25 protein-coding genes and 1 tRNA gene are annotated in these 24,314 nt (G+C 62.5%); 15 read left to right on the top strand and 11 right to left on the bottom strand.

Translation table 11 applies throughout. The features are described from left to right. Positions 1 to 179 precede the first annotated feature (179 nt). Complete coding sequence (locus E8A46_RS17230) at positions 180 to 1,751, top strand: peptidase S10 (RefSeq protein ID WP_291563186.1); 1,572 nt, start codon at positions 180 to 182, stop codon at positions 1,749 to 1,751. A gap of 100 nt (positions 1,752 to 1,851) precedes the next feature. Here the strand turns inward: E8A46_RS17230 and E8A46_RS17225 are convergent, their stop codons facing one another. Then, complete coding sequence (locus E8A46_RS17225) at positions 1,852 to 2,394, bottom strand: tetratricopeptide repeat protein (protein ID WP_291563183.1); 543 nt, start codon at positions 2,392 to 2,394, stop codon at positions 1,852 to 1,854. A 286-nt stretch (positions 2,395 to 2,680) separates the two neighbouring features. Between E8A46_RS17225 and E8A46_RS17220 the strand changes: the two genes are divergently transcribed. From E8A46_RS17220 to E8A46_RS17200, 5 genes are all read left to right on the top strand, one after another. Further along, positions 2,681 to 2,950, top strand: a complete 270-nt coding sequence (locus E8A46_RS17220; RefSeq protein WP_291563180.1) for a hypothetical protein — start codon at positions 2,681 to 2,683, stop codon at positions 2,948 to 2,950. A 213-nt stretch (positions 2,951 to 3,163) separates the two neighbouring features. Then, on the top strand, positions 3,164 to 3,586 hold the full coding sequence (locus E8A46_RS17215) for a hypothetical protein (protein WP_291563177.1): 423 nt from the start codon (positions 3,164 to 3,166) through the stop codon (positions 3,584 to 3,586). A gap of 320 nt (positions 3,587 to 3,906) precedes the next feature. Then, positions 3,907 to 4,620 (top strand): outer membrane protein, encoded by a 714-nt coding sequence (locus E8A46_RS17210; RefSeq protein ID WP_291563173.1) that lies wholly within the window; start codon positions 3,907 to 3,909, stop codon positions 4,618 to 4,620. 212 nt (positions 4,621 to 4,832) lie between these two features. After that, positions 4,833 to 6,707 (top strand): acyltransferase family protein, encoded by a 1,875-nt coding sequence (locus tag E8A46_RS17205; RefSeq protein ID WP_291563170.1) that lies wholly within the window; start codon positions 4,833 to 4,835, stop codon positions 6,705 to 6,707. Between the two features lie 200 nt (positions 6,708 to 6,907). Beyond that, a complete protein-coding gene (locus E8A46_RS17200) occupies positions 6,908 to 7,147 on the top strand; it encodes a hypothetical protein (protein ID WP_291563167.1) in 240 nt (79 codons plus the stop codon). 46 nt (positions 7,148 to 7,193) lie between these two features. On the opposite strand, the gene E8A46_RS17195 is transcribed toward E8A46_RS17200, so the two are convergent. Further along, the gene (locus E8A46_RS17195; RefSeq protein ID WP_291563164.1) at positions 7,194 to 7,487 is read right to left on the bottom strand and encodes a hypothetical protein; all 294 of its coding nucleotides are present in this window, start codon (positions 7,485 to 7,487) and stop codon (positions 7,194 to 7,196) included. Between the two features lie 176 nt (positions 7,488 to 7,663). Here E8A46_RS17195 and E8A46_RS17190 point away from each other — a divergent pair, with 176 nt between their 5' ends. The 3 genes from E8A46_RS17190 to E8A46_RS17180 all read left to right on the top strand — a co-directional run bounded on the left by E8A46_RS17190 (position 7,664) and on the right by E8A46_RS17180 (position 9,155). Beyond that, the gene (locus E8A46_RS17190; RefSeq protein ID WP_291563161.1) at positions 7,664 to 7,786 is read left to right on the top strand and encodes a hypothetical protein; all 123 of its coding nucleotides are present in this window, start codon (positions 7,664 to 7,666) and stop codon (positions 7,784 to 7,786) included. A gap of 155 nt (positions 7,787 to 7,941) precedes the next feature. Beyond that, positions 7,942 to 8,310 carry a hypothetical protein gene (locus E8A46_RS17185; protein ID WP_291563158.1) on the top strand — a complete coding sequence of 123 codons (369 nt, stop codon included), beginning with the start codon at positions 7,942 to 7,944 and terminating at the stop codon, positions 8,308 to 8,310. Continuing rightward, on the top strand, positions 8,307 to 9,155 hold the full coding sequence (locus E8A46_RS17180; protein ID WP_291563155.1) for an alpha/beta hydrolase: 849 nt from the start codon (positions 8,307 to 8,309) through the stop codon (positions 9,153 to 9,155). The genes E8A46_RS17185 and E8A46_RS17180 overlap by 4 nt, the downstream gene beginning before the upstream one ends. A gap of 24 nt (positions 9,156 to 9,179) precedes the next feature. Here E8A46_RS17180 and E8A46_RS17175 read toward each other — a convergent pair whose 3' ends face one another. The 6 genes from E8A46_RS17175 to E8A46_RS17150 form a co-directional block, all read right to left on the bottom strand. Further along, a complete protein-coding gene (locus E8A46_RS17175; RefSeq protein ID WP_291563152.1) occupies positions 9,180 to 11,123 on the bottom strand; it encodes a tetratricopeptide repeat protein in 1,944 nt (647 codons plus the stop codon). Between the two features lie 156 nt (positions 11,124 to 11,279). Further along, entirely contained in the window at positions 11,280 to 12,056 is a 777-nt protein-coding gene (locus E8A46_RS17170) for an ABC transporter permease (protein WP_291563149.1), read from the bottom strand. Continuing rightward, positions 12,053 to 12,889, bottom strand: coding sequence for an ABC transporter ATP-binding protein (locus E8A46_RS17165; protein ID WP_291563146.1), 837 nt, complete (start codon positions 12,887 to 12,889; stop codon positions 12,053 to 12,055). Before E8A46_RS17165 ends, E8A46_RS17170 begins: the two co-directional genes overlap by 4 nt. Next, positions 12,886 to 14,322 (bottom strand): allantoinase AllB, encoded by a 1,437-nt coding sequence (gene allB / locus E8A46_RS17160; protein WP_291563143.1) that lies wholly within the window; start codon positions 14,320 to 14,322, stop codon positions 12,886 to 12,888. Before allB ends, E8A46_RS17165 begins: the two co-directional genes overlap by 4 nt. A 14-nt stretch (positions 14,323 to 14,336) precedes the next feature. Further along, positions 14,337 to 15,131 (bottom strand): SDR family NAD(P)-dependent oxidoreductase, encoded by a 795-nt coding sequence (locus tag E8A46_RS17155; protein WP_291563141.1) that lies wholly within the window; start codon positions 15,129 to 15,131, stop codon positions 14,337 to 14,339. Between the two features lie 46 nt (positions 15,132 to 15,177). Next, positions 15,178 to 16,224: an ABC transporter substrate-binding protein gene (locus tag E8A46_RS17150; protein WP_291563138.1), complete on the bottom strand. Its 1,047-nt coding sequence runs from the start codon at positions 16,222 to 16,224 to the stop codon at positions 15,178 to 15,180. 171 nt (positions 16,225 to 16,395) lie between these two features. Between E8A46_RS17150 and E8A46_RS17145 the strand changes: the two genes are divergently transcribed. From E8A46_RS17145 to E8A46_RS17130, 4 genes are all read left to right on the top strand, one after another. Next, positions 16,396 to 17,304 carry a LysR family transcriptional regulator gene (locus E8A46_RS17145; protein WP_291563135.1) on the top strand — a complete coding sequence of 303 codons (909 nt, stop codon included), beginning with the start codon at positions 16,396 to 16,398 and terminating at the stop codon, positions 17,302 to 17,304. Between the two features lie 109 nt (positions 17,305 to 17,413). Next, positions 17,414 to 19,096 carry a PQQ-dependent dehydrogenase, methanol/ethanol family gene (locus E8A46_RS17140; RefSeq protein WP_291563301.1) on the top strand — a complete coding sequence of 561 codons (1,683 nt, stop codon included), beginning with the start codon at positions 17,414 to 17,416 and terminating at the stop codon, positions 19,094 to 19,096. 23 nt (positions 19,097 to 19,119) lie between these two features. Continuing rightward, positions 19,120 to 19,587: a cytochrome c gene (locus E8A46_RS17135; protein WP_291563132.1), complete on the top strand. Its 468-nt coding sequence runs from the start codon at positions 19,120 to 19,122 to the stop codon at positions 19,585 to 19,587. A gap of 182 nt (positions 19,588 to 19,769) precedes the next feature. After that, positions 19,770 to 20,027, top strand: a complete 258-nt coding sequence (locus E8A46_RS17130; protein WP_291563130.1) for a hypothetical protein — start codon at positions 19,770 to 19,772, stop codon at positions 20,025 to 20,027. Positions 20,028 to 20,465: 438 nt separating this feature from the next. Here E8A46_RS17130 and E8A46_RS17125 read toward each other — a convergent pair whose 3' ends face one another. After that, positions 20,466 to 20,750, bottom strand: a complete 285-nt coding sequence (locus E8A46_RS17125) for a hypothetical protein (protein ID WP_291563127.1) — start codon at positions 20,748 to 20,750, stop codon at positions 20,466 to 20,468. A 344-nt stretch (positions 20,751 to 21,094) separates the two neighbouring features. After that, complete coding sequence (locus E8A46_RS17120) at positions 21,095 to 21,307, bottom strand: hypothetical protein (protein ID WP_291563124.1); 213 nt, start codon at positions 21,305 to 21,307, stop codon at positions 21,095 to 21,097. A gap of 356 nt (positions 21,308 to 21,663) precedes the next feature. Between E8A46_RS17120 and E8A46_RS17115 the strand changes: the two genes are divergently transcribed. Continuing rightward, positions 21,664 to 23,403 (top strand): carbamoyltransferase C-terminal domain-containing protein, encoded by a 1,740-nt coding sequence (locus tag E8A46_RS17115; protein WP_291563121.1) that lies wholly within the window; start codon positions 21,664 to 21,666, stop codon positions 23,401 to 23,403. Positions 23,404 to 23,599: 196 nt separating this feature from the next. Continuing rightward, the gene (locus E8A46_RS17110) at positions 23,600 to 23,965 is read left to right on the top strand and encodes a hypothetical protein (RefSeq protein ID WP_291563119.1); all 366 of its coding nucleotides are present in this window, start codon (positions 23,600 to 23,602) and stop codon (positions 23,963 to 23,965) included. 205 nt (positions 23,966 to 24,170) lie between these two features. Here the strand turns inward: E8A46_RS17110 and E8A46_RS17105 are convergent. Continuing rightward, positions 24,171 to 24,245 (bottom strand) — tRNA-Thr (locus E8A46_RS17105). Positions 24,246 to 24,314: the final 69 nt, after the last annotated feature.

The raw sequence follows: 24,314 nt of genomic DNA, 5'->3' as shown, positions 1-24,314 counted from the left end.
CGATGAAAGCGGGTGCGCCGAGGTCGTCTATACGACCTTGCCGGTGCTTGTCGAGATGATCGTCCGGTGCTTGCGGGGCATGCCGATCTGTCGCAGTTTTGGGCTGGAATCCCGCCGCTCGCGGCAAAAAAGCCGGCTTTGGCAGGCTCAATCGATCGCGGGGCAGGAAGGAAACAGATATGGCCGTTAATTTCGTCAGGCTGCGGCTCGCGCGCCTGGTCCTCGCGCTTGCGACGCTCCTGGTGGCGACCGGAGTTCGCGCCGAGGATGCGTCGCAGCCGCCCGCGTCCCAACCCGCAGCCGCGCCTTCGGGGCAAAAATCAGGAGCGCCGGGCGGGCACGCTAACACGGCAAGTTCACCGGCGGCCGCCGAACAACACCGGCTGCCGCCGGATTCGACCACCAAACAGACGGTTGTGCTCCCCGGCCGCACGCTCGCTTTCACAGCCACCGCAGGCTCGATCCGCCTGTTCAACGACAAGGGCGATCCGCAAGCCGACATTGCCTACACCTCCTATCAGCTGGATGGCGGCGACAGGCGTAGCCGGCCTGTGACCTTCTTCTTCAATGGCGGGCCGGGCGCGGCCTCGGCCTATTTGCAGCTCGGCGCTGCCGGGCCGTGGCGGCTTTCGATCAATGGCGATGCGGCGACGTCCTCGGCGTCGCCCGATCTCAAGCCCAATGGAGAGACCTGGCTCGACTTTACCGATCTCGTCTTCATCGATCCGGTCGGCACCGGCTATAGCCGCTTCGTTGCGACGGACGAGGATGTGCGCAAGCGGTTCTTCTCCATCGAAGGCGACGTCAACGCGCTTGCGGTCACGATCCGCCGCTGGCTGGAGAAGTCCGATCGCTTGCTCTCGCCCAAATTCATCGTCGGCGAAAGCTATGGCGGCATCCGCGGGCCCAGGATCGTGCGCGAGTTGCAGACCCAGCAGGGCGCCGGTGTCAGGGGATTGATCCTGATTTCTCCGGTGCTCGATTTCCGCGAATATGCCGGCTCCAGTCTCCTGCAATATGTCGCGAGCCTGCCGACCATGGCGGCGGTGGCGCGCGAGGCCAAGGGCCCGGTGACCCGCGCCGATATCGCCGATGTCGAAGCCTATGCGCGGGGCGATTTCCTGAGCGATCTCGTCAAGGGCGAAGCCGACGCCGAGGCGACGACGCGCCTCGCCGACCGGGTCTCCGCCTTGACGGGGATCGATCGGGCCGTGAGCCGCAGGCTGGCCGGGCGCTTCGATGTCTCCGAGTTCCGCCGCGAATTTGACCGGCGCAATGGCAGGGTGACCGGACGCTACGATGCATCGGTCTCGGGCTTCGATCCCGATCCGGATTCGAGCTCCTCACATTTCGACGACCCGTCCGGTGACCCGTTGATCGCGCCGCTGACCAGCGCGGTGGTCGATCTGACCACGCGCACGCTCAACTGGCGGCCCGACGGGTCCTATCGATTGCTTAACAGCTCAGTCGAGCGAGCCTGGGATTTCGGCCGCGGCCTCAATCCCGCCCAGTCGATCTCCCAGCTGCGGCAAATTCTTGCGCTCGATCCGAAGCTGAAACTGCTCGTAGGGCACGGTCTGTTCGATCTCGCCACGCCCTATTTCGGTTCGAAGATTCTGCTCGATCAACTTCCGGCCTATGCGTCGCCAGAGCGGGTAAAGCTTGTGGTCTATCCCGGCGGGCACATGTTCTATTCGCGCGATGCTGCGCGGCAGGCTTTCCGGGCCGAGGCCGAGACGCTGATGAAGTAGCGCGAGCTCGTCGGCGATCGGCTATTCGACAAAACAAAACCGGCACAGCCCTCGACGGGCCGTGCCGGTTTGTCCGGCTTTGATCCTTATTCCGCCTCGATCAGTAGACGAGGCCGCTGCCGGTCGGCTTTTCCAGCGCCGATGCAAGCGAGCGGTATTCGGCGCATTCAGTGCCGCAAATCTGGCCGATGCGGTTCAGGTGATATTGCGCCTGGTCACGGTTGCCCTGTTCGAGCTGCCACAATCCGTAATACTGCCAGGTCCGGACATGGTTGGGGTCGGCCTGCAGCGCGCGCTCATACCAGAGCTGCGAGACCTTGTAGTCGCCGAGCTTGCGATAGGAATAGCCGATCAGATTGGCGACATCGGCGCGGTCGTCCTGGCCGAGCGCCTTCAATTGCGCGATGGCGGACGTGTAATCGTTGCGATCGTAAATCGTGGCGTAGGCCGCGCGATAACCCTCGATGAACCTGGGGTCGTCGATGCTGGAGCTCTTGTCCTTCTTTTTCTTGTCCTTGGTGGAATCGGCCGGCGGTGAGGGGCTGTCGCCGCCCGCGGCCTTGGCCGAGTTGACCACAGGCACTGCCATCAGCGCCATCACATAGATCGCCAGTGTCAAAAGCCGGATCGCAAGTTTGGTCATGCGTCTCTCCTGATGTCCGTTAGGGCAATCCTATACTGACGCCCGCTGGTTTGAACACCCGCAGCAACCAATCATTCCCGAGGCATTTTTTTGCAGTTTTTGGGAATTTTTTGCGGAAGGCATCCGCGGCCGGACGATCGAACATGACCAAGATGTCATGCAGATGAACGAAATCTGCTCCCGCACTTCACGGCAGGTTCAGCGCGCGGCACCTAATGTCGCTGCACGATCGACGAGCCCGGCCATTCGACCGGCCACCCCGTGATCTCTTTTGAAGGAGAAGACCATGTTGAAGACAATTTCCGCAGCGTTGCTTGCAGTTTCCGTTCTCGCCGCTCCCGCGCTTGCGGCCAGCGCCGGCAAGACGACGCAGGCGCCCGTTAGCAAGTCCGCGCAGGTGAAGTCGAGCGCGCTGAATGCCAATGCCAAGATGGGCCGCCATCATGTCAGGCATGCCAGCCATCATCGCCTCCACAAGCGGACGGTCGAGCGCAAGGCGCATCATTCCTCGAAGATCGCCGTCAAGCACGTCAGCCACCCCGCCAAGCGCGGCTGATACCGATCCGCCGGGGCGCGGCTTGCCCCACATTGCCCCGCCGCTCCCGGCGGATATCAGTCCGGCCCACGCCATGGTCTCCCCCGTGGCGATGGGCCGGCGCCGTTTCATGACAGGCATCTGCGCCGACCGCGAAATGCAGAATTCCCTTTCATCCGCGGAAGGTCTAGAACCCCTCCAGGCGTTGGATTTTCGAAAAAAGACGGGTTGCAATTGGGGATATCGACAAAGCGTGCGGCGATCCTGGCGCTGCCGATCGCGCTCGCGGCTTGCGCGGGCGGCGAGGACAGCAGGCCCATCAGCTTCATGGGCAGCGGCAGTTCCGCCAATCAGCCATTCCCGAATAATTACCGCGCCGAATTGCTCGCGTTCATGCGAACCTATCTTAACAACCCGGTTGGCGTGCATGACGCTGTCATGGCCGAGCCGGTACAACGCGACGTCAACGGCAAGATGCGTTTTGTCAGCTGCCTGCGCTTCGCCGCGCGCGAATCGGACGGCAGTTATCGCGAGACTCAGGAACGCGCGATTCTCTACGTCAATGGCCGGCTGGACCGAATGATCGAGAAACCGGCCGAGACCTGCGCCGGCGCCGTCTATGCGCCGTTTCCGGAACTGGAAAAGCTGACGCGGTAGCGCGGGATCGCGCCGGGGCCAATTTGAAGCCGCGTCAGCATCGCTGCCTGATCCACGAATTTTGGGCTGGGCGCTGAGGGGCGGGAACTTCAATCACATTTCGGCGAGGCTGGAACCTGAACCGGGCCCCGGAAGACACAGCCATGAGCTGGAAAGTGGCCATTCGCCGGCAATTAATTGCAATCGTGTTGGAACCAATCGGCGTTGTTGCCGCGCGGTCACATGATGAAACAAACGCGCACGGGCATTGCCACGAAGCAACCAAATTGAGGCCACGTTGTTTGGTTGATGTCGATCACGACAGTAACGGGGAATTTCTCATGAAAAAACTTCTGCTCGGTGCAGCCGCCTGTATCGCTTTCGCGGCTCCCGCATTCGCTGCCGATCTTCCGGCGCGCACCTACACCAAGGCTCCGGCCTATACGGCGCCCGAAGTGGTCTACAACTGGACCGGCTTCTACATCGGCGGCCATATCGGCGGTGCGTTCCCGGGCGACAACAGCCTGGAGAGCAGCAACGGCCGATTCATGGGCGGCGTGCAGGGCGGCTTCGACTACCAGTTCGCGACCAACTGGGTGGTCGGTGCCGAGGCCCAGTACAGCTGGCTGACCGGCAATAGCGGGAATGGCGTGGCGTTCCCGGGGGGTACGCTCGTCACCGGGAATACCGACCAGATCGGTTCGGTCACCGGCCGGCTCGGCTACACCTGGGGTCCGACGCTGCTCTACGCCAAGGGCGGTTACGCCTGGCGCGGCAACGACAATATCGGCGTGAGCTTGGGCGGCGTGCCGGTCGCGTTTTCGACCACCGGCGATCACAAGGACGGTTACACCGTCGGCGCCGGCCTCGAATACATGTTCACGCCGAACTGGTCGGTCAAAGGCGAATATCAGTACTACAATTTCGGCAGCACCACCTTTACCGGTGGGCCCCCCCCGATCATCGGCGCCCGGTTCCGGGATGACGAGCACACCGTCAAGCTCGGCATCAACTATCGCTTCGGCTGGGGTGGTCCCGTCGCCGCGCGCTACTGACCGGAATTGCACTGACACGGAAAAAGGCCGGCCCTGTGCCGGCCTTTTTTGTTGTGCCGCCGGGCCGGTTGGCCTTGCGCGGGTCGGCGCCCGATCCGGAGGGCTTCTGCAATCGCGAAATCTGGTGCAAAGAGCACCCCAGCGGCCGCGCACCGGCCGCGCGCGTGCCGCGATCGGCGCCGGAATGACGCCACGGGGAGGGGAGCCCGCTATTGCCGATCGCTCGGCCCAGCCACGAAAACCAGACGCCCTATCGCGCGGACATCGATGGCCTGCGCGCGGTCTCGATCCTGCTGGTGGTGGGATATCACGCGCAACCCTGGCTGGTTCCCGGCGGCTTTATCGGGGTTGATATCTTCTTCGTCATTTCCGGCTTCCTGATCACCCGGATCATTCTCACCCAGGCCAAGGCCGGGACTTTCTCATCGCTGGAATTCTACGCCCGCCGGGTCAGGCGAATATTTCCGGCGCTCATTGTCGTGCTGGCCGTCACCTACCTGATCGGCTGGTTTGTGCTGTTGCCGGATGGTTTTGCGCTGCTCGGCCGCGCTACCGCGGCCGGCGTGGCGTTTGTATCCAATCTGTTTCAGCTCGGGCAGACCGGCTATTTCGCGCCGGATGCCGCCGAAAATCCGCTGCTGCACCTTTGGTCGCTGGGGATCGAGGAGCAATTCTACATCTTCTGGCCGCCGCTGCTGCTGCTGATGTTCGGATCGAAACACCGGCGCTTCTGGATGGCGGCCATCGCGGTTGCCTCGTTTGGCGTCAGCCTGATGATCTTCCTCGGCTACAAGGAGTGGTCGTTCTATTCGCCGATATCGCGGGCGTGGGAGTTGTTGGCCGGCGGCATGGTTGCCAACCGCCTTGTCGACGGTCCGGAAGGCCAGCCGCGGCGTTTTCCGCAAGCCGACAACCTCCTGGGCGCGATCGGCGTTGCCGCGATCGTCGGTGCCGCGGTCGCGCTTGGCAAGGACAGCCTGTTTCCCGGCGCCTACGCATTGCTGCCGGTGCTCGGCGCGGTGCTGATCATCATCGCGCCGAATTCGGCCGTGAACAGGATTTTGCTGTCGAGCCGGCCGATGGTCTGGATCGGGTTGATCAGCTATCCGCTTTATCTCTGGCACTGGCCGCTGCTGTCGTATCTCGCGATCATGCGAAACGGCGTGCCGAATGTCGTCGAGATCTGGGCGGCCGTCATTGTCGCGGTGGTGCTGTCCTGGCTGACGTTCCGCTTCGTCGAAATCCCGCTTCGCCGAAACCCGACTGCCGTGCCGAGACTGTCTTTCGCATTGCTGACGGTCGGGGTCGTGGGGATCGCAACCGCCGTCGGCGCCGGCTTCGGCTTTCGTTTTCCCGCGGAAATTCGCGATATCGCGCTGCTCTCGCCGCAGGGCAACGCCGGATTCCGCGACACGTGCTTCCTGGAGGCGAAGGGCGCCCGGCTTGATGCAAGTTGCATCGAGCAGGGCGATAAGCCGCTTTTGTTCCTGTGGGGCGATTCCACGGCGGCCGCCCTTTTTCCCGGATTGAAGAAGGCCCAGGAGACGATCCCGTTTCGGCTGGCCCGTTTTGCAGCCCCGGGGTGCGCGCCGATGTTGGCCACCAACGTCAATTGCGACGCGGTCAACGATCTGGTGTTTGGGTTCGTCAAGTCATCGCATCCCCAGATCGTTCTGCTGCACGCGATGTGGGACCGGACCCATGATCTCGACAAGCTCGGTGAAACCGTCAGGCAATTGAAGGCCCTCAATATCCCACGCATCGTCATCCTGGGCCCGGTGCCGCTTTGGAAGCGCACGCTTCCGCTTGCGCTGGTGAATACCTACCGGCTTCGGCATGTGATCGCCGACCGGATAGCATCGGGGGTGACGGGGGCGGGAAGCGACCAACAAATGCAGGCTTTCAGCCGGGCGGCCGGGGTCGAATACATCTCGGCGTGGCGCGCGCTCTGCGACAGCGAAGGGTGCCTGACGCGGGTCGGGCCGACGGCGGATGACGTGGTCACCACCGATATCGTGCATTTGTCGGACGCCGGCTCGAAATTCCTGGTCGAAACCATCGAGGCGAGCCTCTTCCTGCCACCGTGAGCATTTTCGCGGGCAACAGCAGTGGCTGGCCGGGCGGCGCCGGTTTCCAGGCGGCCGGCTGACACCTTTCTTGGCGGGCGCCGACCGCGCTTCGGCCGGGCGGGGGCCCCGCCGGCGGACCGAAAAAATAATTTTCGAGGGTCGCGAAACTTTCACCGACGATCGGCTATTATAGTTTCGTCGGCCAGTGGACAACAAACATGCGTGTGGTGACGTTAGCGTTGGTTTTTTCTGCGGTGACAATGCCGTGTCTGGCCCAGACCGTGCTGAAATCCGAACCCCTGCTGCTTTCGCCCTATGAAATTGCCTTTGTGCAGGACTTCTCGTGTCCGATCGGGAAGGTGCTCAAGGTTACCGGGGCGATCAGAGGGCTGCACCGCAGGAAAGTCTGCGTGGCGCTGGCCGCCGAGCAGGCGTCGTTGGCGGTGGCGACGCCCTAGGCCGGTCACGCCGTGGACCGGCGGACCCTCCTCTCAGGCCGCGGCTTTACCCGACCAAACCGGGCCGCGGCGGCGAGCCCAATTCTGAAGAACTCAATTGCAACTCGCGCTCGGCTTCGTGCTCGGCGTCGGCCCGATTCTTGGCCGGATCTTCCTGCGGGTCGGGCCGGCAAGGCCTGATCTCATAATCATTGTCCAATACCGGCTGCGGTGCTGGCTTGCCGTCCTTCGAGGCGACGTCGACGACGAGTCCGCTTTGCTGGGCAAGTTTCCAGACGTCCGACTCGGTCGGGTAGGCTTTGCTCAGCTTGGTGTCCTGGCTGAATAGCGCGTAGGGCATGGTTTGGCTCCGCTAGAAAACCCTAACGCACCAGGCCGTTCCGGGTTGCAACCCGGGCCGGGCGTTTGGCGGCAATCGGGGGGCTGGGGGCGTCCCTGGCGGGAGTCCCTGAGTCGTAAACGAGTCCTGAATCAGGCCAAAAATATCGTGCGAGACTCCCCGGCCAGAATCGCCCGATGTTTTCGCCCGCCATGACAACGATCCTGCAAACCTCCTGCGAGCGCGTGCATATCACGCTGTCCGTCGCGTTATTGGCGGCCTGCGTGGCCAATTTGGCACTGGTGTGTGCCTGGCTCTAGCGAGCGGATGATTCGCCAAAGCCAGCGCGGCGACAGCGAAGGCAGGCTTCCACGACAGGGGCGATTGACGCCGCGGCCATTCCCTCCATCATGCGGGCAGGCGGCAAAGACCGCGGCGAACGGCAAGTGTGCCGAATCTGCACGGGGAGGCGAACATGATCGAGGCGCTGATGGCGCGGGTCAATGGCGATGCGGCGCTGGTCCGGCGCGGACGGTTTCTCACCACCAGCTTCCTTCTGGAATCCGGCCAGTCCGCCTGGCTGATTTCGATCTTCGAGGGCAGGATCGTATCGGTGACCTCGGGGCCGTTTGTCATGCCCTCGTCATCCTTTGCGCTGCGCGCGAGCGAAGCGGAGTGGAAAAAATTCTGGAGCCAGCGGCCGCCGCCCGGCTCCAACGACCTGATGGCGCTGATCAAGCGGCGCGTCCTGAAAGCGGAAGGCAACCTTCAGATCTTCATGGCCAACCTTCGTTATTTCAAGGAGGCGCTCGCCAAGTTGCGGCAAGCCGGGGCCGAGGCATGACGGCGCGATTCGAGCCGATCACCGGCCGCTATATGCAGATCGATCTGTTCGGGCGGAAACATCGCATCTATGTCGAGGAAGCCGGTCAGGGCGCGCCGCTGCTGTGCCTGCACACCGCCGGCTCCGATGGCCGGCAATATCGCGCGCTGATGAACGATGAACGGATCACGCGCCGCCACCGCGTCATCGCCTTCGACATGCCCTGGCATGGCAAGTCGTCGCCGCCGCCGGGCTGGCACAACGAGGAATATCAGCTCACCTCGGCGCAATACACCACCATGGTCCTCGAGGTCATGGCCGCGCTCGAACTGGACCGGCCGATCCTGATCGGGTGCTCGATCGGCGGACGCATCGCGCTGCATCTGGCGCTCGAACATCCCGAACGCTTCCGCGCCATCATCGGATTGCAGGCCGGCGCGCATGTCGATCCCTATTACGATCTGAACTTCCTGCACCGGCCCGACGTTCATGGCGGCGAGGTCTGCGCGGCGATCGTCTCCGGACTGGTCGGGCCCGACGCGCCGGAGGAGGGACGCTGGGAAACGCTCTGGCATTACATGCAAGGCGGCCCCGGCGTGTTCAAGGGCGATCTCCACTTCTACAAGCTCGACGGCGATATCAGGGGGCGCGTCGGGCAGATCGATACGCGGCGCTGTCCATTGTTTCTTCTCTCCGGCGAATACGACTATTCCTGCACGCCGGAGGAAACGCTCGCGGTGGCGAAGAGCATCAAGGGCAGCGAGGTGACCATCATGAAGGGCCTCGGCCATTTCCCGATGAGCGAGAACCCGCCGGAGTTCATGAAACACCTGTTGCCGGTGCTGGAGAAGATTTCGGCCCGCTGACAGTCGGGGAGGCCAGCAAGGTGATCAACGAGCCTTCCTTGCGGAAATCGTCGCATGCAGCGCCGTCCGCACCCGATCGAGAACGCTCCCATATTCACGGGTTTCGCTCTGCCTGAACAGCCGCACCGTCGGATACCAGGGGCTGTCGTCGCGACCGAGCAGCCAACGCCAATCGGGCCTGTAAGGCAAAAAGATCCAGGTCGGACGCCCCAGCGCACCGGCGAGGTGGACGACGCTGGTATCCACCGAGATCACCAGATCGAGGCACGAAACAAGGGCCGCGGTTTCTGCGAAATCGGTGAGGTGAGCGGTGAGATCTATGATTTCAGTCCGTTCCAGGAGGATCGCCTTGTCGTCAGGTCTCGGGTCCTTCTGCAGACTGACAAAAGTCGCATCCACATCCAGGATATCGGTCAGCAGGCGAAGCGGAATCGAGCGGTTGTGGTCGTTGTCATGTCGCGGGTTGCCGGACCAGACGAGGCCAATCCGTAACTTTTCGTGAGGACCGAGCCGGTCCTCCCAGGCTTGCAAGCGGCACTCCGCAGGTGCGGGCAAATAGGGGATCGCGGAGGGGATCGTCTCAAGTCTCGTCCCAAAGGCGAGCGGCAGACTAGAGATCGAGCAATAGGTGTCGAACGCCGGCAGCTCACTGGCCGTAAAGGCGAGGCATTGAGAGACACCGGGGAGTTCCGATAACAGCGGGCGTAAAGGTTCTTGCACGGCCAGAATGACGCGCGCGCCCAGCTCGGCGACCATGGGGACGTAGCGCGCAAACTGAATCGTATCGCCCAGTCCTTCGTCAACATTGATAAGGATTGTCTTGCCTTCGATGGGCTCTTTCCCAAGCCACATCGGCTGCGCAAGCTTTGGGTAGTAGGCCGAAAGGGCCGGAATCTTCCAGCGCGCCTCGCGCCCGGCCCAACCAGCCTCGAAATTCCCGGTGAGCAGTTGAAGCAGGGCCAAATTCCAATCGGCCACGGCATTGCAGGGATCGATTGCCCTTGCTTGATGATAAACCGCGAAAGCTTCATCAAAGTGGCGAAGTTCAGCGAGTGCGATCGCCTTGTTGGTGAGGGTTAAGGCGGAGTTCGGCTGAAGTGCGAGGCTCCGATCGTACCATGACACAGCTTCAGCGAAACGGCGCATTGCTGCGAGCGCGATCGCCTTGTTCATGAGGGTTGCGGCGGAGTTCGGCTGGAGTTCGAGGCTCCGGTCGAACCACGATAATGCCTCTTCGTTCCGATCGGACGACATCAGGACGTGGCCGATATTGCCGTAGGTGTCTGCGTTGGTCGGATCGAGCGCCAACGCCCGCTTGTTGTCGGCGAGAGCTTCGTCGAGCCTTCCCAGTTTTTGCAGAGTGAGCGCACGCATATACAGCGTCTGGAAGTGGTTGGGCTCAAGCTCGTCGCACAGATTGTAGTAGGGGAGGGCGTGTTCGAATCTCTCCGATTGATAGAGGAGAAGCGCGACCATGTTTGCCGCGTCCCAATGGCGAGGATTGAGTTTGAGCGCGTGCTGAAAGCTCAGGATCGCGTCCGCCGGGCGCTTCACCTCGATGAGGACGGCACCGAGATTTCTCCATAAATCCGCGTCAAGCGGTTTGAGTTGCACCGCCTTATCGAACGCGTTGAGCGCCTCGTCACTCCGCCCCTGGTTCACGAGCGTGGAGCCGAGACTGGTCAGATAAACCGCTTTCGGTTCCTGCCTGATCGCACGAGATATCCACTCCAGCGCATGGTCGTATTGTCGGGCGTGGAGCGACAGAAGACCCATAAGGTGCAGGGTGTCCGCGTGATTGGGATCCGATGCAAGGGCTTGCTGGCAGCAAAGCTGAGCGTCGAGATGCCGTCCCGCCTGCATGTGGCCAAGGCCGACATCATAGAGCCTGCCGACGGTACCTGCCCCGGGCGCAGTCAGGCCGACTCCGGCCTTCTTGGCGGCGGCCCGGCGCTCACGACGGCTCATCGGTGAGATTCCAATGGTCTCAATATCCAGCAAATTGTCTCGATTCAGCAATCTGTAGGTGATTCTATATGAGCAGAAAAGGCTTGAGTAGCAGGGACTTGGAGGGATGTGTTGCCGCGACTGACCGGCACGATGGGCGGCCGCGCGACGCTGCTGCTAGCCGCCGGCTGCAAAATTGTTGCTGCGCACCGCCCAGCCGGTGACGCGGCTCTCGATCAGCGAGAAGATGACATAGAGCGCAACGCCAAGCGCGGCCAGGATGAACAGGCCGGCGAACACCAGCGGCACGTCGAAACTCGAGCTGGCGATCATCATCAGATTGCCGATGCCGCGGTTGGAGGCAACGGTCTCGGAGATCACCGTGCCGACAAAGGCCAGCGTCGCTGCGACCTTCAGCGAGGCGAAGAAATACGGCATGGTCCGCGGCAGGCCGACATTCCAGAGGATTTCCATTTTCGTGGCCCGCAGCGTCTTCATCACGTCCTGCAATTCCGGCTCGGTCGCAGCCAACCCGGTCGCGACATTCACCACGATCGGGAAGATGCACATGATCATGGCGGTCAGCACGGCCGGCACCGTGCCGGCGCCGAACCACAGCACGAAGATCGGCACCACGGCCACTTTCGGAATCGATGAGAACCCGACCAGCATCGGATAGGCGACATCGTAGGCCAGCCGCGAGGAGCCGATCAGCATGCCGAGCAGAATGCCGATCACGATGCCGAGGCCAAATCCGACCAGCGTCGTATAAAGCGTCTGCAAAGCGTGCGGCCAGATCGCGGGAAAGCGGGTCCAGAGTGTCGCGAGAATCTGGCTCGGCCGCGGCAATACGATCTCCGAGACATGGAACAGGAGACATAACAGCTCCCAGGCCACGAAAAAACCGATGATGCAGGTCGTCGACAGGATGCGGCGCCGCAGGGTTTCGCTCATGACGCGGCCTCCTGAACGGCGCGGGCGGCAACGATGCGTTCACGCAGCCGCTGCGTCAGCGAGACAAACTCAGGCGCGAAAGACACGTCAATGGTGCGAGGCCGGTCGAACGGAACCACGCTGTCGTCGACGATCCGGCCCGGACGCGCCTGCATGACGCAGATCCGCGACGCGAGATAGGCCGCCTCCTTGAGGTCGTGGGTCACCAGCAGCACGGTGGGCTGCTTTTCGATCCAGAGGTTCTGCATGATCTCCCACAATTCCTCGCGCGTGAACTGGTCGAGGGCGCCGAACGGCTCGTCGAGCAAGAGCAGGGTGGGGTCATGAATCAGCGCCCGGCATAATGACGCCCGCTGCTGCATGCCGCCGGACAATTGCCAGGGAAATTTCTCGCCAAAACCGGCCAGCCCGACGCGCGCCAGCGAGGCCTCGACGCGGTCGCGATATTCGGATTTGCGCTTTTCCGCGAAGGCCTGCTTGAACGGCGGCACGATCTTGAGCGGCAGCATGACGTTGTCGCGGATGTTCAGCCACGGCAGCAGGGTCGGGTTTTGGAACGCCATGCCGATCCGCACATGGTCGGCGCCGATCTCGCGGCCGGCGACGAACACATAGCCTTGCGAGGCCGTCAGCGTTCCCGCGACAAGCTTGAGGATGGTCGACTTGCCGCAACCGGAAGGGCCGACCAAGGCCACGAACTCGCCATGCGCAATGCGCAACGATGTCTCCGCCAGCGCCGTGACCTGATTCTTGTCGCCGCCGAACGTGACCCTGACCTTTTCCAGGTCGATCACATTGCCCGATGGTGCAGGCTTTGCTGGCGAAGCGTTCATCGGACCGCACCTGCTCTCGGAGCGGTAATGGCGGCCATCGTGGTCGCGGTATTGCGCGGCGCGGCCGGAGGCATGGTCTGGATCGCATGAACCGAGCGGCCGCTGCCGCGCGCGTTCTCCTGCAAGGTGCGGTGCTTCATCACGAAGCGTCCGCGCACGATGGTGTGGATCGGCAGCGCGGTCGCCTGGCGGCCGTGCCACGGCGAAATCTTCGATCGCGACTGGATCTGGGCGTCGTCGATGGTCCATTCGCGATTAAGATCGACAATGGCGATGTCGGCGTCCGAGCCCACCGTCAGCGTGCCCTTGCGGGGGTAGAGACCCCAGATTTTCGCAGGCTTCTCCGCGCTCCATCGCACATAGTCCTGAATGGTGGCGCGGCCTCGGTCGACCTCGGTCAGCATCAAGGGCATCTGCGTCTCGACCCCCGAAAATCCGCAATCGACCGTCCAGATGTCGGCGCGGGTCTTTTCGTCCGGCGCATGCGGCGCATGGTCGGTGGCGATGATGTCGATCGTTCCATCCAGCAGTGCCGTCCACAGCGGCAGCTGGTTGGCAGTCTCGCGCACCGGCGGGTTGACGCGGATGACGCCGCCGAATTTCTGGTAGTCCTTCTCGGACAGCAGCAGATAATGCGGGCAGGTCTCTCCGGTGATGTCGACGCCGCGTGCCTTGGCCTCGGCCAGTGGCCGCAGTTCGGCGGCCGAGGAGATATGCAGCACGTGGATGCGGGCGCCGGTCCATTCGGAAAGTATCGCCGCGCGCGCCACTGCCTCGATGGCAACCACCGCCGGCCGCGCGTCCAGATGCGCGATCGCCTCGGTGCGGCCGGCGGCGCGCAGCCGCTGCTCCCGCCGCTCCATGATCGAATTGGTCTCGGCATGCAGCGAGATCCGCTTGCCGGTCGGCGCCACCACTTCGAAAGCCTCCAGCATCGCGCCGGTCGAGGGTGAGGGGATGCGGCCGAACGTGTTGCCCATGTACAGCTTAAAGCCGATGATGCCACCGTCGATCAGGGCGCCGACATGCTGGATGCTGTCCTCGCCCAGCACGGCGTAGAGGCCGTAATCGACATAGGCCTTCCCGGCCGCGATCCGGTGCTTGTCGGCAAGGGCTTCCGGTGTGCCCACGGTCGGCAACGTGTTCGGCATGTCGAACACCGTGGTGACGCCGCCGAACGCCGCGGCCGCCGTGCCGCTGGCAAAATCTTCCTTCTGGGGATAGCCGGGATCACGAAAATGCACGTGAACGTCGATCGCCCCGGGCAGGATATGGAGCCCGGTCGCGTCCAGTATCTCGCGGCTCGGCGGCATCGCCTCCGGTGCGCCGACGGCATGGATCAGACCGTTCTTGATGGCGACGCTGGCGGGGTAGCTCGCGTCCGGCGATACGACCGTGCCGCCGCTGATCACAAGATCCACCGTCTCCGACATGGCGCCTGCCTCCGTCACAACATCGCCCAGCCGCCATCGACCGGCAGGTCGACACCGGTGATCTGGCGCGAGACGTCGCTGGCGAGGAACAGGCAGGCATTGGCGACGTCGGCATCGACGGTGACGCGCTTGAGCGCGTAGTCGGCGGCGTGGCGTTCGGCGGCCTCCGCTTCGGAGATGCCGAGCTTCTGCGCCATGTCGCGGCAGACCTTGTCGCGGAAGCGCGGGCCGTCGACCATGCCGGGCGCCACGCAGTTGACGTTGATGTTGTATTGCCCGACCTCAAGCGCAAAGCTCTTGGTGATGCCGCGCAGGCCCCATTTCGAGGCCGAATAGGCCACGCGCCCGGCACGCCCGCGCATGCCGAAGGTGCCGCCGACATTGACGACCTTGCCGTAGCGCTGCTCGATCATGGTCGGCAGCGCCGCGCGCATGGTGTGGAAGCATCCGTTCATGTTGAGGGTGACGATCTCGTCGAATTCCTCCGGGGTGGTTTGCACACCGGTCTTGCCGATCGGGCCCGAGCCGCCGGCGACATTGACGAGGATGTCGAGGCGGCCGCCGAATTGGGCCCTGCTCTCTTCGACGGCCTCTTCGCACTGTTTTGCATCGGTGAGATCGCAGGGGATGACGATCGCCATGCCGCCGCCGGCTTTGACTTCCGCGGCGACCGGCTCGATGGCCGCGGTATCCCTTCCCACCAGCGCCAGCTTGCAGCCTTCGGCGGCGAACGCATGCGTGATGGAAGCGCCCATGCCCTTGGCCGGGCCGGTGATGAGCGCGACGCGATTTTCAAGCGAAAGATTCATGGATTCGTCCGTGCTGGTTTGAAGAACTGGAAACGCAGATCCCGCGTCACATCGCCGGCTGGATCGCCGTCGGGCGCTCGCTGGCCGGAGGCAGGAAACTGCGGTCGAAGATTTCGGCGACGGTCGGAGTGCGCGGCAGTTCCTTGGCCTGGACCAGGATATCGATCGCCTTCGCCATCCGGTCGTCGCTGATGTCGCCGATGCCGATCCTTGCAATTTCGGGATGGGTCATCTCGTCGGCCAGCGTGGCATCCAGCCGCGCCCGTTCGATCGCGGGCTTGATCAGCGGCTCGCGCGCGGAAACCGCATCGATCGCGGCCTGGCGATCGGCCATCGCGTCCTTGATGCCGTGGTTGAGCGCGGCCAGGAAGCCCTTGACGGCCTCGGGATGTTCCTTGGCGAACTTGCGCGAGACGATGATGGCGTTGGAGTAAAGGTCCATGCCGTAGTCGCCGAATTTGATGAAGCGCAGGTCCTTGTCGGGGTCGACGCCGATCAGCCGTGCGCTGAAGCGGATGGTGGTGACGTAGCCGAACACGCCATCGACCTGACCCTGCATCAGCATCTGCTCGCGCAGGCTGGGCTGCATGTTGACGATCTCGACCTTGGCGCAATCGATCTTGGCCGTTGCGCACAGCGCCGGAAACAGCTTCAGCGCGCCGTCATTGGCCGCGCCTCCAAGTTTGCGGCCGACGAAATCAGCCGGCGTCTTGATCGGGCTGTCGGCCTTGACCGCCACCGTGAAGGGCGGGCGGTTATAGAGCATGAACACGCCGATCGGCGCCTCGTCCGGCTTCTTCGCAGCCAGCTCGATCAGCGCATTGATGTCGCCGAAGCCCATGTCATAGGCGCCATTGGCGACCTGCGGCACCGCGGCGCCGGATCCGTTGCCCTGGTCGAAGGTGACGTCGAGGCCGGCCTGCTTGAAGTAGCCGCGATCCTGGGCGAGGAAGAACATGCCCTGCGGCCCCTCGTATTTCCAGTTCAGGACCAGCTTGATTTTGGTGTCGGCCTGCGCGGCCGTGATGCCGGTGGTGAAGACCAGCGCGAACGCAAGCGCCTTCATTCCACGAAATGCGTGGTGTCCGATCATGTCGGTTTTCCTGTCAGGTCTGGGATCTGTCTTCCGGATCGCCGCTGGCCGTTAAGTTGGGCTCGGGCCAGGCTCGCCGGGTTGTTGCTTGCAGCGTAGCGCTTTTCAGTGACCTAATCTGCTGCTAACTTTCGTCATGAGCGGTGCATAAAAAGCAACACTGGAGACCTCATGCGACATTTGAAGCTGCTGGCCAATGTGGTCGAGGTGGCGCGCTCGGGCTCGATCCGAAAGGCGGCCGAGCGTCTCAATTTGACGCCGTCGGCGATGAACCGCCGCATTCAGGATCTCGAAGCCGAGGTCGGAACGCCGCTGTTCGAGCGCCGTCCGCGCGGCGTGCGGCTGACCACCGCGGGCGAGATGTTCGTGCGCTATGCGCGCAGCCAGATCGCCGAAGCCGAGCGGATGCTGTCGCAGGTCGAGGACCTCCGAGGCTTGCGGCGGGGCCCGATCCAGATCGCCTGCAGCCAGGCTTTGGCGCTCGATTTCCTGCCCTCGCGCATCGCGGACTTCCAGACACGGCATCCCAAGGTCCTGTTCGATCTGAAGGTGATGGACCATGAGCGGGCGCTGGCGTCGCTGGCGGCCTACGAAGTCGATCTGGCGCTGGTGTACCGCCCGGCGATGTGGCCGTCGCTCCGGGTCATCGCCAGCATTCCGCAGCGGCTGGTCGTCATCGTTCGCTCCGATCACCCGCTCGCCGCCAAGAAAACGGTTCGGCTCTCGGAATGCGTCGGCTACCCCGCGGCATTGCCGGACCGAACGCTGAGCGGCCGGCAGGTGCTCGACGAGGTCACCACGCGGCGCGACCTGCGCTTCAACATGCTGGCGGAGTCGAACTCGTTCGAAATGCTGAGGGGGTTGGTCTATCGCTGCAACATGATCTCGTTCCAGATCGAGATCGGCGCGCCGTCGTCCGATCTGGGAATGGGCCTGACCGGCCGTCCGGTCGACGTGCGCGATCTGCCCACGGCCGACCTCGTGCTGTGCCAGTTGCGCGGCCGCAGTCTTCCGGTGGCGGCGGCGACCTTTGCCGAACTGCTGCTCAAGAACATGCAGAGCGTGACGCCCGGGGTTTAACAGGCTCCGGCCTTGCGCGCAGGCGGCTACGCCAAGGCGGCAATGGTGCCGGCGGCAAAAATCGAATAATGGTCAATCAAGCAATAAAACCAGGGGAGGACGTTTCGTGATGCGATCGATGCTTTTTGCTTTGTTGCTAAGTGCGGCCGTGCCGTTTGCGGCGGTTGCCCAGACGGCCGATGAGTTGAAGAACGACGAGAAAACACCCGGGGACGTGCTGGTTTACGGCATGGGGTATTCGGCAAACCGGTTCAGCCCGCTCATCCAGATCAACAAGGAAAACGTGAGCAAGCTGGTCCCGATATGGGCCTATTCGCTCGCCGACCTGCAGGGCGGCGAGGCTTTTCCCCTCATCAAGGACGGCGTCGTCTACGCGACGACCCACAATGCGACGGTGGCCGTCGACGCCCTGACGGGAAAGCAGATCTGGCGGGTCATTCACGACTATCCGCCGGAGACCTTGCGCGTCGTCTGCTGCGGCATCGTCAATCGCGGCGCCGCCATCTACGAGGGCATGGTGATCCGCGCGCTGATGGACGACCGGCTGGTCGCGCTGGACGCCGCGACCGGCAAGGAGATCTGGACGGTGAGTTCACCCGAGCCCGCGACCGCCGAAAACGGCTATGCGATGACGGGCGCGCCGCTGATCGTCAACGGCGTCGTCATCACCGGCGTGGCCGGGGCCGAGTTCAGCCATCGTGGTTTTCTCGAGGGATACGATGCCAAGACCGGCAAGCACCTGTGGCGGCTCTACACCGTTCCGGCCAAGGGTGAACCGGGGTCCGAGACCTGGGAAGGCGATTCCCAGCTCACCGGCGGCGGCAGCACCTGGCTCACCGGCACCTACGATTCCGAGCTCGACCTGGTCTATTGGGGCGCCGGCAACCCGGCGCCGTGGAATCCGCGCGCCCGCAAGGGCGACAACCTCTTCACCAATTCGGTGTTCGCCGTCAGGCCGAAGACCGGCGAACGCGTCTGGTACTTCCAGACATCGCCGCAGGATCCGTTCGATTATGACGCCGTGCAGACGCCGGTCATTGCCACCATCAATGTCGGCGGCACGCCGCGCAAGGTCGTTATTCAGGCCAACCGCGGCGGCTTCCTTTATGTGCTCGATGCCAAGGACGGCAAGCTGATCGCCGCCAACCCCTACGGCAAGGTGAACTGGGCGAGCGGCATCGACATGAAGACCGGGCGTCCGATGGTGACGGATGTCTTTACCGACGCCCTCGCGGGCAAGAGCGTCACGGTCTGGCCGTCGGTCTCCGGGGTGACCAACTGGCAACACATGTCGTTTAGTCCGAGCACCGGCATGCTCTACATCAACACCTTGCATGTCGGCATGACCTATCAGGCGGGCGATCCGCCGAAACTGGCACCCGGACGTCCGGCCGGCGCCCCGACCGTCAAGCGGACGGTCGTCACCGACGACCCCAACATTCGCGGCTATCTCAAGGCCGTCGATCCCATGACCGGCAAGTCGAAGTGGGAGGTGCCGTACAAGAGCCCGAACTATTCGTCGACCATGGTGACGGCGAGCAATCTCGTGTTCACCGGCGTCATGACCGGGGAATTCCAGGCGCTCGATGCCGATACCGGCAAGCTGCTGTGGAGCTTCCAGACGCCGTCGGGCATTATCGGCCAGCCGGTGACGTGGGAAAGAAACGGCAAGCAATACGTCACCGTGATGAGCGGCATCGGCGGTGTCTATGCGCAGCGCGGCGGCGACCCGAACCTCGCCAACCTGCCCACCGGCGTGTCGCTGTGGACCTTCGCACTGTTCGACAAGTGATCTGAAGATGGAGGTCACCTGCGGTGGCCTCCATTTCTTGCCAATCTTCTTCAATCGGCCTGTTCGGTCCACCTGCCGCATCTCGGGAGGCGGACCGGCGACAACGCGTGGGCAATATCGACATGCCAATCCCGGCAAAAAATGCAAGCCAAACAAAAGATGTAAGCTGGCGGGTGCGCGCCTATGCCGGCGCCATGGTGGCGCTCGCTGCCGCCCTGTCGCCGGTCACGACGGCGTCGGCACAGGACAGCGCCAAGATCGAGGCAGGGGAGAATGTCTTCAACACCAATTGCGCGGTCTGCCACGGCGATCAGCTCGTCAGCACGGGCCAGACCTTCGACCTGCGCCGGCTGAAGGACGGCGATCGGGCGCGCTTCGACAACTCGGTGCGCAATGGCAAGAACCAGATGCCGCCGTGGAAGGGCAAGCTGACCGACGAAGAGATCGATCAGGTCTGGCATTATATTCGCGCCAACGCGTATCAAAAATAGCTGGAGGCGGCCCGAAAACGCCCATGTCTGCAACGCGCCTCGGGACGCCCCGGGCCTTGAACGCTGTCTTATTGCCCTCGATATCTTCGTCTGGTGCGATCGCACCTTACAAATGTCTGCATCCCGGGGATGATTGGTCAGGATTGGGAAGGCTTCGCATCGCAGGTGGGAGGACGGTCTGAATGCCAAGAAAGGGAATCACGGGCCACGACGAATGGGTCATCACGGAAGCCTTGGCAACGGCGCTGATCGCGCTGGAGCAGCTTCCATCGAAACACCAACCGTCCACCCACATGGATGAAATCAGAAAGCTTTTGACGGCCGCCTGCCAGTCCGGAACCGTCAACCTGCACATGGCCCAGGCCAAGTGTCGGTTGTTTCCCGAGATGGATCGAGCGGCGATCTATCTCGAATACGGCCTCGAGGATGGCCAAGCCTGAACAGATTGCCCGCTGATATCAGCGAGCCCGCGCCTTCACCATTGCCGCATCCGCACGAGAAGCGGCCTTCGGCCGGATCAAGAAGTCTTCCCAGCGAAAATCATCGCAACCAACTCGGTCCGCACGGAATCCAGAACGCTTGCGTATTCGAGACACCGCGGGCGCGATCGCAGAGGCCAAAACAGAAAAGGTTTTATTCCGGCCGCGCTGGCGGATTTGTCGGCGCAAAAAAACGGCCCCAGCCCAAGGGGAAAGGGCTGAGGCCGCAAGCTATTGGAACGTGAGCCGCGCTTGTTCTTGTCAGTGGGCAGCGCGACGTCGGAAATGGGACACTCGAGCAAGGCCGGTTCCGATTGAATCAGAACCGACGCTCCAATCTTTTGTTTTGACGCGTTTTCTTCACGCGAACCGGTATCCACTCCTCCGCTCGAAAACGCTCTAGTTTCCTGCGGGTTTCCGTGCGGTTGAACGGCCGCCCGGCTTCGAATCGTCCGTGCTGCCGGGAGTCATTCCTTCGGAGGCCGTCCCGGCACCGCTTCGGCTCATGCCGGTGGTTCCCTTCGTCATTGTGCCATTCTTGTGTGCGCCGTTGTTAGTGGTTCCCATCGTGCCGGCACCCTTTTCAGGAACCTGAGTTCCCGAGTCAGCGCCACCAGTCTGGGCTAGGGCGAACGAACTTGTGAGCGCGAACGCTGCCGCTAACGCGATTGTATTAAGTTTCATGATCACTCCTCTTCTGTTGGTGGACAACAACCCGGCACGATTGCTTGTTCAGAGCTTCCGACCCGCCGTTGCAACTTGGACCAGGATCTTTCGCAGCTTCCGTCGAGGTTCCCTGCCGTTTAAAGGCATGCGGCGCTGGCCCGTTTCGACCGTCAGTGTCTGCATTGAATTCGGCGGTGTTGTGATGTTTCCGTGATTGAGCCATGTTGAGCGGCAAGCAAGCTTTGCATTGCGGCATGCTGGTTCCATCACCGCCCGCCACATCGGTGACAAAAAATGCGAATGATTGCTTGCCCGGTGGGGAGTCGTTGCGGGCTGCATAGCCAAATCGCAACGGCGGTTCGTCAGATTTTCGGCGCTGCGCCAGCGCGATCGAACACCAGTGTCTCCTCGATATCGTCGGGTCTGGCAGCAATCGGCGTGTCTTCTGCGGCGTGGCGCAGCGCGTCTGTGGCGGCGTCCAGCCCGTCAAGGGTCTCGTTGGCCTGACTGCCCGAATCGTGCGGTCGTGGCGGCACCTGTTTGGCGCCATCGGTAGCGGGATTCTTCTGCGTCATGGTGTGTCTCCCTGGAGGACGAGACACCAATGTCGTGCGAGGCTATGGGTTCCGGCTTCGGGCCATTCGAATTCCTGTCGTCTCGACCCGGTCGCGATTGACCCATTTCGGACGTCGCCGACCCCCAAAATTATATCGGTCGAGCGGGCTCCCGACGTCTTCCAGATGTCGAGTTTAGACAGCTAAACTGCGACATTACGATTGTTGGACGGCGGGCATGCAGCGGCAGGAGTTATCGTCGTGGTGAACAGCCAGGACATGGCCAATCGAGCCAGCCACAATCGAGCCAGCCACAATCGAGCCAGCCCTGGCGACGATCGCGGCGCGACAGAAATCATGCGGGCAAAGGGGGGCCAGTGAACATTCTTGGCATCAATTCAGTGTATCACGATTCAGCCGCCGCGCTGCTCGTCGACGGCAAGCTCGTTGTCGCCGTCGAGGAGGAGCGGTTCAATCGCATCAAATACGGCAAGTTACCGGACGTCGACAACCCGCATCAATTCCCCGAGCGTGCGATCCGTTTCTGCCTGCATTATGCCGGTCTCACCGCCGGCGATATCGATCACGTGGCATACTCGTTCGACCCCCAACTGCGCCGAACGCGATTTCGCCCCGAGTGGTGGGTGGATCCGCGGTTTGAGGAAGTCTTCCTGCTGCGGCTCGGTCAGGTGCGCGGTGTCGCCGACGAGCTTCTTGGACGTCCGCTGCGGCAAAGATTTCATTTCGTGCCCCACCATCTGGCGCATGCCGCCTCGGCCTATTTCCCGTCAGGCTTCGATCGCGCGGCCATCCTCGTCATCGACGGCATCGGCGAGGCGGCCGGCTCGACCCTGTGGAAGGCCGTCGGGACAAAAATAAAGCCGGTCGAAACATTCGACTATCCGCACTCGCTTGGCTTCGTATGGGAGATCATCTGCGGTCATCTTGGCTTCTCGACCTACGACGCCTCCAAGCTCATGGGCTTGGCCGCCTACGGCAATCCCGAGGTTTTCCGCCGCGAATTCCAGGCGATCATGCAGGTCGGCAAGGAGGATTATGCAATAGACCCGGAGGCGATCGGCTTTCAATCGGCCAAGTCGAGTCAATTGGAGAGCTTGCTGGGTCCGCCGCGCGATCCGGGTATGGAGATTCTGCGGCGACATGTCGATATCGCGGCGGCGCTACAGGAGGCCACGAATGCGGCAGTGATGGCGCTCGTCCGGCGCCTCAAACGCGAAGTGCCGTTCGACAAGCTGTGCTTTGCCGGCGGCGTCGCGCTCAATTGCGTGACCAATGAGCTGGTCCGGCAATCGGGCGAATTTTCCGATGTGTTCATACCCACCGCGCCGCACGATGCCGGCACCGCGGTCGGCGCCGCCTTTGTCGTGCACTGCGCCAAGCAGAAAACTCCTCCCGAGCGCGGCAACTCCACGCCGTATCTCGGTCCCGCGTTCAACCGGCGCGAAATTCTGGCGGCGGTGAAGTCGGCCGGTCTTGCGCCCCGGCGCAGTAAATCCCCGGCGCGCGACGCTGCGGAGATGGTGGCTGATGGCAAGATCGTCGCCTGGTTTCAGGGTCGCATGGAGTTCGGGCCGCGCGCCCTCGGCAACCGATCGCTCCTCGCCGACCCGCGCCGACCGGACATGCGCAACATCCTCAATCAAATGGTCAAGCACCGCGAGGATTTCCGGCCGTTTGCACCGAGCGTCCTGGCCGAACACGCCGACGAATGGTTCGAGGTTGGCGCCCACACGAGGAGTCACGAATTCATGCTGTTTGCATGTGGGGTCAAGCCCGAGCGGCGCGATCGCATCCCTGCCGTGCTGCACCAGGACGGCAGCGCCCGGGTGCAGCTCGTGCGACGCGAATCAAATCCGCGCTTTCACGAGCTGATATCCTGTTTCTTTGCGCTAACCGGCGTGCCGCTTGTCGTCAATACGTCCTTCAATGACAGCGAGCCAATCGTCTGCACGCCCACCGACGCGATCGTCACATTCCGCAAGTCCGGCATTGACGCGTTGTTTATGGACGATGTCGTTCTGACCGCGGAGAGCAGAGACCTGATCCTTTCGCTATCGGAGTCATGGCGGACATCGAGCCGGGTCTGCTGCCGCTAGTTTGCGCCCCTGGCGGCAATAGGCCCGGCCCCGCTTTTCATCGGTCTGGTTCGAGGTGCAGTTGTTGTTGGCCTGAACAGGAATTGTCCCGGCCATTTCAATCAAACGTGAATGTCGTCATCGGTATCGATGACATCACACCATTGCGTGATGGAAACGCTGCAACGACTGACGCTTAATTTAACCGAATGACATTTTGTTTAATGGTTTCGGCGGATCGGGAATCCTAAACGGCTTCGTGCGCATCAGCGCTGACACGACAAAACGGACGAAGCCAATGACCAAAATGAAAACACTAGGTGCTGTGATCATTCTTACCGCCGCCGTTGCCGCGCCGGTGTTCGCGCAAGACGCGGGCAAGCTCGGGCGGGGAAGCAATCATGGCCAAGCCTATGATCAGTCGAATTACCGCGGGGCGTATAATCAGCTTAACGGCGCGCCCTTCGATGCCGCCCCGCAGACGCCGGAAGAGATGAGAAACCGGGATAATTTCGGATTCAGCGGCAGGGACCCCTCGCGAGTCGGCGGCGAAGCCCCGAACCTCAACCCGGCCGGAACCTAATTCAAGCCACCGAGACAGTTGGACATGTCCAAAGACATGTTCCGCATGTCACGGTCATTCTCCGATCGGTGAATCAATCCGGCAAAAGCCCGCCCTCGTTGGCCGACAGGTCAAACGGGGGCGGGGCCTTGCGAGGGAGCAATCGGCGTCCCAACGCTCACTCGCTCGGTTTAATCCTGCGATGATACCGGCTTAAATGTTTTTGTGGTGCCGGTTGAGAGGATTGAACTCCCGACCTTCGGTTTACAAAACCGCTGCTCTACCGCTGAGCTAAACCGGCAATTGATCGACGCCCGGAATTGATATTATCGCATTTGGCTGCCGCCGGGAGCCGACGGGGCAGGGCGCC

Origin of the sequence: Bradyrhizobium sp. (assembly GCF_004799445.1) — a bacterium.
Lineage (GTDB): Bacteria > Pseudomonadota > Alphaproteobacteria > Rhizobiales > Xanthobacteraceae > Bradyrhizobium.
This window is presented reverse-complemented; position numbering and strand designations above follow the sequence as displayed.

Excerpts from the sequence above, each read along its gene's own strand:
- E8A46_RS17230 (WP_291563186.1), top strand. The coding sequence starts at position 180 with ATGGCCGTTAATTTCGTCAGGCTGCGGCTCGCGCGCCTGGTCCTCGCG.
- E8A46_RS17225 (WP_291563183.1), bottom strand. The coding sequence starts at position 2,394 with ATGACCAAACTTGCGATCCGGCTTTTGACACTGGCGATCTATGTGATG.
- E8A46_RS17220 (WP_291563180.1), top strand. The coding sequence starts at position 2,681 with ATGTTGAAGACAATTTCCGCAGCGTTGCTTGCAGTTTCCGTTCTCGCC.
- E8A46_RS17210 (WP_291563173.1), top strand. The coding sequence starts at position 3,907 with ATGAAAAAACTTCTGCTCGGTGCAGCCGCCTGTATCGCTTTCGCGGCT.
- E8A46_RS17200 (WP_291563167.1), top strand. The coding sequence starts at position 6,908 with ATGCGTGTGGTGACGTTAGCGTTGGTTTTTTCTGCGGTGACAATGCCG.
- E8A46_RS17195 (WP_291563164.1), bottom strand. The coding sequence starts at position 7,487 with ATGCCCTACGCGCTATTCAGCCAGGACACCAAGCTGAGCAAAGCCTAC.
- E8A46_RS17190 (WP_291563161.1), top strand. The coding sequence starts at position 7,664 with ATGTTTTCGCCCGCCATGACAACGATCCTGCAAACCTCCTGCGAGCGC.
- E8A46_RS17185 (WP_291563158.1), top strand. The coding sequence starts at position 7,942 with ATGATCGAGGCGCTGATGGCGCGGGTCAATGGCGATGCGGCGCTGGTC.
- E8A46_RS17180 (WP_291563155.1), top strand. The coding sequence starts at position 8,307 with ATGACGGCGCGATTCGAGCCGATCACCGGCCGCTATATGCAGATCGAT.
- E8A46_RS17175 (WP_291563152.1), bottom strand. The coding sequence starts at position 11,123 with ATGAGCCGTCGTGAGCGCCGGGCCGCCGCCAAGAAGGCCGGAGTCGGC.
- E8A46_RS17170 (WP_291563149.1), bottom strand. The coding sequence starts at position 12,056 with ATGAGCGAAACCCTGCGGCGCCGCATCCTGTCGACGACCTGCATCATC.
- E8A46_RS17165 (WP_291563146.1), bottom strand. The coding sequence starts at position 12,889 with ATGAACGCTTCGCCAGCAAAGCCTGCACCATCGGGCAATGTGATCGAC.
- allB (WP_291563143.1), bottom strand. The coding sequence starts at position 14,322 with ATGTCGGAGACGGTGGATCTTGTGATCAGCGGCGGCACGGTCGTATCG.
- E8A46_RS17155 (WP_291563141.1), bottom strand. The coding sequence starts at position 15,131 with ATGAATCTTTCGCTTGAAAATCGCGTCGCGCTCATCACCGGCCCGGCC.
- E8A46_RS17150 (WP_291563138.1), bottom strand. The coding sequence starts at position 16,224 with ATGATCGGACACCACGCATTTCGTGGAATGAAGGCGCTTGCGTTCGCG.
- E8A46_RS17145 (WP_291563135.1), top strand. The coding sequence starts at position 16,396 with ATGCGACATTTGAAGCTGCTGGCCAATGTGGTCGAGGTGGCGCGCTCG.
- E8A46_RS17140 (WP_291563301.1), top strand. The coding sequence starts at position 17,414 with ATGCGATCGATGCTTTTTGCTTTGTTGCTAAGTGCGGCCGTGCCGTTT.
- E8A46_RS17130 (WP_291563130.1), top strand. The coding sequence starts at position 19,770 with ATGCCAAGAAAGGGAATCACGGGCCACGACGAATGGGTCATCACGGAA.
- E8A46_RS17125 (WP_291563127.1), bottom strand. The coding sequence starts at position 20,750 with ATGAAACTTAATACAATCGCGTTAGCGGCAGCGTTCGCGCTCACAAGT.
- E8A46_RS17120 (WP_291563124.1), bottom strand. The coding sequence starts at position 21,307 with ATGACGCAGAAGAATCCCGCTACCGATGGCGCCAAACAGGTGCCGCCA.